A 6,918-nucleotide genomic window follows, 5' to 3' on the forward strand; every position below is an offset into this window, starting at 1 on the left:
GCGATGCTTCAATATACCCGCCCACCTCATCTAAATATTCTATTATTCTTTGTCTTAAATCGTTGCTGTAGCTCTTTGTCATGTTCTTTTAATTGCACCTAATTCAACCTAAAGTACTCTACTAAATTTCAACGCCCTATTCGACGCTATTTCGTGGTTCTTTAAAATATCTAATTCGACCTAAATTGCTATATTCGCAAAAATTGAGCCATTCCCAGAAGACAAAAGTATTGTCAAGGAAGTCGATGAATTTTGGAATTATTAAAAAAAAGAAGCAAAAAATTTGGATTTCTAAATCCTAGGATCGTGCTGGAAAAGGGCTCTTCGATTGGGATTTGGTGATCACTTGAGTTAAACTTTCAAACAACTTTTTGAACGATTAAAAATTTTATTTTATTGCGCAGATCATTGGGCAGATTTTAATAAAATTATTCCAAGCACCCGCCTCTTTCAGGGGCAAGATAAACCGTTTTCCATTGAACAAAATAATGCTCGACATTGCCATTGGTTTGCAAGATTTCGCCCCCCCTTGCAAACACACGATCACTTGAGATGCTAGAGGGAACACTGCGTATTTTTGCGGCACTTCACGTTAATAAAACTTTGAAAATTAATCATGCTATCTTTGGTTAAAAGCCTCTATTTTAAAAGTTCGTTACGTGAAAACATGGAAATTATTTTTTCTTCAACTTTTTTTTGTTCTATCAAACTTTGTGCTTTTGCTGGAATAATTCCAAATGCATCATCTTCAGAAATTTGATATTCATCAATCATACTGTGAATTGACTCTAAAAATAAATTATCGTTTTCAGGAAACAAAGCAGAAATTTTTCTTCTGATCTCAAAGCGTTTATTGTTCTTTTCCTTTTTTCTTTGGGCTTGGCTATCTGAGTTAAGAATTTTTAGAACTGTTTCCACAAAATTAGATTTTAAAGCATTTTTTTCTTCGCACACTTCCCAATCTGCTGTACGAAAAATTCCAAAAAGTTTTTGTTCATATTTTTTTCGTTCTTGATCAGAAAAATCTTTTTGATTATTATTGGGAAAAACGCTTAATAATCCATTCATTATTATTTTGTTTTTTTCTTGATACAATTCCGGAAACACTACTAACGCTTTACGTAATATATCAAGAGAATTTTTTTTATTTTCCAAATTTCTCTGAGTCTTTATACGAAAAAAATTCGTATACATTTCTTCAAGAAAATTAACTCTCTTAAGCTCCTCTTGGCCGTTTTTAAAAGAATAATTGTTCAAAAAATATTTTAAAATTCTGGCCAATTGTTCTTCAGAAAAACTTTCTTTTTTAAACCGATCTAAGATTTCCATAACACCGCCTACATAATGATGATTCTCTATAAAAAAGTTCTTTCTAATCCAATGCCCATTTTTAATATTACCAACAAAAAGGCTCGAAAGATCCCATCCAAAAATATATGGAAAACATTTTTTGTATTGTACTGAACGATAATTGTTTGATCTTTCTCGTAGAACAATTTTTGTTTTGTTCAAACAAAACTCAAAAAACTCTTCAACACAAAAAAAGTTTACTCTATTTGGATCATGTTTTTCTATAAGATCTAAGTGATGTTTTTCTATAAGGTTAAAAACAAATAAAGATGAATCTCCAAAAATTTTTTGTAAATCAAGCAAGGAATTTTTTATGTTGAAAAGCATATCCCGTTTGTAAACAGAAGAATCAACAAGCATAGGCAAACTCTTCTTTTTATACCGATCCACTATAGAAAGAACTTTCGAATAATTTCTTGATGCTTCTTGAACAACCACATCAAGCTTATCATCTTTTATTTTTTGAATATTCATATCTAAAGCTAAAGAAAATAATTTTTCTAATTCTGCAAAAGTGTTTGGTATTGCAAAAATCTCATTGATCTGAGGTTTTGAGAAAAAAAAATGTACAAACGTGTCTCTTAAAATCTTAGATGCATCATATTCTGAAAGAGTATTTTCTTCTTGAATCCTTGTTTCTAATATTTTTCTAAAATTTTTAGAATATTTATCTTCGAATGAAGAAAAAAGAACAGTTAACTGTGATTGCAAAGAGGCATTATCTCCATCTTCATTAACTTCATCATGTAACAAAACATCTAAATTTACATCAAGACCTGTATTAAAAGATAATGCGTTAATAACAAAATTTGCATTTTTAGGCTGAATACCCCCATAGTTATCGGGGGCAGTTTTTTGAAAACTGTTCCAGAATTCGTTTAAACTAAATTCATACGCAATTAAACCGGAAAGCCCCCATTTTTCTCTTATTTTTTTTAACATAACGGGAATATCTTCATAAATTTTTTCTTCTTTTGATTCAACCGCATAAGACTGAGTTGGAATCATTTTTTTGCAATCATTAATTATTTTTTCAATTTTAATAGAAATTCTTTCTTTTATTCTTTCGAATTCTTCTTCCTCTTTTGGTGCTACATTTTCTTCTATTTGTTGATTACGCCAAGCATACGTATAAAAAGGGCTCGCCACAAAAACTATAAACAGCAGTTTAATTTTAGAAAAATTTTTCATTTTTAGTAAAAACATTAAAATTCTACTTTCAAAATATTAACAAAACTATAATATTAAGTCAATTACAGAAAAATCTATCTAAAATTTTTAATAATAATTAACACGGCGCAAAAAGTCACAAATTTTTAATAACAATTAACGTAGCACAAAAAAGTCCAGAAAATGCACTTTAAATAGGCTGATATATACCCCCCTATAGGTTTTATAGCTTAAAAGTTTTTTTCTTGATTATCATTATATTGCCTTCATCTTTTTATTTTACTTTAGCTATACACTTGGAACGTGCTTTTTTCCAGAACAAAACCCCACCAAGCTTAAGATAAAAAGGTTTGCAAAAATGCCATCCACTCTTCTTCTGTGAGGGTTTGAATTTTCAACTCTTTTGCTCGTGCATATTTTGATCCGGGTTTTTCTCCCACTACTAGATAGTGTGTATTTTTAGAAACCTGACTTCCAATTGCTGCACCAAACCGCTCTGCTTCTTTTTCAAAATTCTGACGAGTTCCGTGCTGAAAATGCCCAGTGAAAACGACTTTTTTCCCCTGCAAGGGTAAAAAAACTTGAATTTTTTCATTTTTTTTAAAAGAAAGATAAGCTAAAATTTTTTGAATTTGTAAAGAGTTGTGATAAAAAAAATTCGCAATAGATTCAGCTAATACAGCCCCTATTCCTTGCATTGTGATTAATATTTCTTGTAGTACCTCTTTTGGCATCGTAATTAATGTTTCAGGAGAAAAATTTTTTGCCAAAAGTGCTGCTGTAACCTTTCCTACGTGCGGAATACTTAAGGCGTAAAAAAATGATTCTGCTGAAATATTATTACGTCGATGCTCAATAGATCGCAGAACTCCTTCAACGGATTTTTCCCTCCATCCTTCTAACGTTAGCCAATATTCTTTGTGCTGAGATAAAGTAAAAAGATCTACTAGCTCTGTTAAGATTCCTGCTTGATACAATGCACGAACGTTTTGCGGTCCTAATCCTTGAATGTCCATACCTTCCTTAGAAACGAAATGATAAAGAGACCAAATTTTTTGAGCAGGACACTTTAATCCAGAAATACATCGCCATGCTGACTCTCCTTTTAAACGTATCACAGAACCTTCGCACGCTGGACAAGAGGAAGGAAAAACAAATCTTCCATTGTCTTCAGAAGAATTGTTTCTGTATTTAGGATAGACCACCTCACAGACTTGAGGAATGACGTCTCCTGCTCTTTGAATGCGTACCCGATCCCCTATTCGAAAATCTTTTTTTAGAATCTCATCTTCGTTATGTAAAGTTGCACGCGTGATCTGAACCCCCCCCAATAAAACAGGAGACAAAATCGCCACTGGCGTTAATATTCCTGTGCGTCCTACCTGAATTTGAATATCTTCAAGCACTGTAATACTGCTTTGTGCAGGAAACTTATGCGCAATGGCAAAACGAGGACTTTTTGCGCGATATCCTAGATGATTGCTGTGTTCCCAATCATCTACTTTATAAACAAGTCCGTCTATTTGGTAATCTAAAGACTCTCTTTCTAGTGAGATTTCCTCAAAATATTTCAGTAACTCTTTTGCTGTTTTTCCAAAACCGCAAGATAGAGGCATATAAAATCCCAATGATTTTAGTAATTTCATGGCATTACTGTACGAAGATTCAATTTGAGGCCAAACTCCATGAACAGCAAATTTTAATCCTCTGTGCATTGTGTGCGCAGGGTCCAAATGGCGCAAAGCTCCTGCGGCAGCATTTCTTGGATTAGAAAAGCAAGTTTCTCCTTTTTTATACCGATACTGATTAAAAGCTTCAAAATCACGTGATTCAATGTACACCTCTCCCCTTATTTCTAAATCCTCTGGAATGGAATCAAAGGTGATCTCAAAAGGAATATTGCTGATATGCACTATGTGCTTTGTAACATTTTCTCCGACTTTACCATTTCCCCGCGTTGCAGCAGAAACTAGTCTTCCTTTTTTATAATGGAGCGCTAAAGTCAATCCATCAATTTTTCCTTCAACAACGTAGCAAATTTTTTCTTTTTCCTGAGCTTTAGATGTTCGGGTTACAAATTGTTCAACTTCTTCAAAGGTATACACACTATCTAAAGAATATAAAGGAAATAAATGAGTAACTTCTTCTGCATCATCTTGTAACTGCACATGAATTTTTTGTGTAGGACTTTCTTCGTTTATTAGCTCAGGAAAGCGACTTTCTAGTTGCACTAACCGCCGATACAACGCATCATAATCTTCATCAGAAATAAGGGGAAGATCTTCTTCGTAATATAAACGGTTATGCATTCGAATTTCTGAAACTAATGAGTTCCACTCATCTTGAATGTCAAAGGGAATACCAGAATTTTTTACCATCTGCCCGTTTAAAAAATACACAGGATTTAAATTTAGAAAAAATCCAACAAAAGGTCAAGAAGTCTTGCTTTTCAGTGATTTTTCCTTAAATTAAGGGAAGAGATCACATACATCTTAATAGCTTAAAAAGTTTCAGAAATTTATAATACACAAAATTTTAGTAAAGGCACCTTTTCTATTTTTTTTATTTTTATTTTGCCTTTCTTCTTAAATTATTCTATCTTTATTGAAATTTAACTAACACTCATTCCTGAACTATTAAACGCATATTTTTTTCCGTTTTTGTCCTCAATATGCGAAATCTTTTTTAGATCTTCGGGAACCTTTAATTTTCTTGTGTCCTTACCCAATTCTTCTGCACTTTCCAGTTCTAATTCACCTGCATCAGTTTTTTCAACAATTTTTCCATCTACAACTTCGATATTTCTTTGGTTCCACGCGTTTCTTAATCGCCAATCGTTTTCTAAGTCAGTAATTTTTTTAAAATTGTTCACACTTTCTGAATCTTTTCTTTTGTAATTTTGTATCTGATTTTTTAAAGTAAATGCAGAAAGTTTGTTTTTATATTCTTCAGTCAATAAATCTTTCAATTCTTGAAAAAAACTTGCTTTTTTTTCTAAACTTTTAACAGTGCTTTCAGTTTCTTTTCCTCCTTCTGAGTTTTCCGAATGTTCTTTCGCATTGTTTAGATAAAAAGATATATTTTCTTGAATTTTTGTGAACAAAAATTCATTTTTTAAAGATTGTTTTATGTATTCTTCTTTAGAAGACAGAGTTTCGTATTTGTTTAGAGAAACTTTTTTACACCAATTTTCCACGGAACCTTTGTTAATCTCAATTATCTTTTTTACCGTATCTAAAATTTTTTCTTCGATCTTTTGTTTTTCCGATTCAAGACTCTTATAGTCCATTCCCCCTAAAAATGAGGCTCATTCAGAAATTTTTTCCTCTATTTAAGAGCTTTGATCGAAACTAGGAGTGTTTTTATTGAGTGACACCCCTTCAAGTAGAGTCTCTTTTCTATACTGTATTTGATTTTTTAATTCCTCTACGCTTTCTTTTTGAGCATAGACGAATGCGATATTTAAAAATAAAAAGCTAAAAATTTTTTTCATCATTATTTTTTTATTTAACTCATCTTGATGATTATGTAATACTGTTTTTATTTCTCACCGTTATTGATTTAAATTGCTGATTCCGCTTTTGTACACGCAGTATCGGTAATGGATTGTATTCCAAGATAAATCTTTGTTTTGGATTATAGCGGACCCAACATAAAAGTGAAGTAATCCAGTGCGAACAATATAAAATATTTATAATTGTAGTCACTATAAGATCTGGAATAGAGATAAATAAATTAATTTCGTGTCCAGCCTTTTCCAGAATTTTTTCGTCTTTTTCCCCTTATGAAAAATGGAAATCTATGACAAGTACACTTTTACCCAATCGTCAAAAATAGCTGCGTTAAGAGTATTTTAAACCAATCTCACAGTAAGAGGCTCCCTATTTAATACCACACCAATTACGCTGGTTCTGCTTTTTACCCTCCGTCATGGGTTCCAAAACAAAAAACTCATTTAGGAAACCACGAGTTCTTGGCATGTCATAAGCAAATCCGCTTTCATCGATAAAAATGATAGAGCTGAATAAAATCCCTATACTTATGAAGTTTTTCCAAAATGCAGATCGTTTTTCTGCGTGAGATGATTCAGGTTTTTATAGGTAACTTCAAAAGCATACATATACCAAATCAAACTGAAAGTGTTGGACTAATGCGTTAAAAGTTGTCATTGACGCGGTCGACAAGATCCATGGTGATGTTGTCCCAGGTTTGGTCGAAAAAAATACAGCATACTCTTGCAAAACTCTTTGGCAGAGACGAAAAATCGATTGTTGCGCACATTTCATTCTTCTCTGGTTTGGGCTAGGGAGGGCAAATAATGCACTTCAATCCCACTTTCTTTCGCTGCGTTTTGGAGGTCAGAGCTTGTATTATAAGGTTCTTGATCCAAGATCAGGT

4 protein-coding genes are annotated in these 6,918 nt (G+C 32.5%); 1 reads left to right on the forward strand and 3 read right to left on the reverse strand.

Going from position 1 to position 6,918, the window contains the following annotated elements; translation table 11 throughout:
* Positions 1–504: 504 nt before the first annotated feature.
* Positions 505–633, forward strand: a complete 129-nt coding sequence (locus K737_RS11340) for a hypothetical protein (RefSeq protein ID WP_268743839.1) — start codon at positions 505–507, stop codon at positions 631–633.
* A gap of 6 nt (positions 634–639) precedes the next feature.
* On the opposite strand, the gene K737_RS00910 is transcribed toward K737_RS11340, so the two are convergent.
* The 3 genes from K737_RS00910 to K737_RS00920 form a co-directional block, all read right to left on the reverse strand.
* Entirely contained in the window at positions 640–2,541 is a 1,902-nt protein-coding gene (locus K737_RS00910) for a hypothetical protein (RefSeq protein ID WP_152531018.1), read from the reverse strand.
* Positions 2,542–2,855: 314 nt separating this feature from the next.
* Positions 2,856–4,898: an NAD-dependent DNA ligase LigA gene (ligA, locus tag K737_RS00915; RefSeq protein WP_024161334.1), complete on the reverse strand. Its 2,043-nt coding sequence runs from the start codon at positions 4,896–4,898 to the stop codon at positions 2,856–2,858.
* Positions 4,899–5,131: 233 nt separating this feature from the next.
* Positions 5,132–5,809, reverse strand: coding sequence for a hypothetical protein (locus K737_RS00920; RefSeq protein ID WP_006289632.1), 678 nt, complete (start codon positions 5,807–5,809; stop codon positions 5,132–5,134).
* Positions 5,810–6,918: the final 1,109 nt, after the last annotated feature.

The sequence above is a fragment of the Holospora undulata HU1 genome, from assembly GCF_000388175.3.
In the GTDB taxonomy this organism is placed as follows: domain Bacteria; phylum Pseudomonadota; class Alphaproteobacteria; order Holosporales; family Holosporaceae; genus Holospora; species Holospora undulata_A.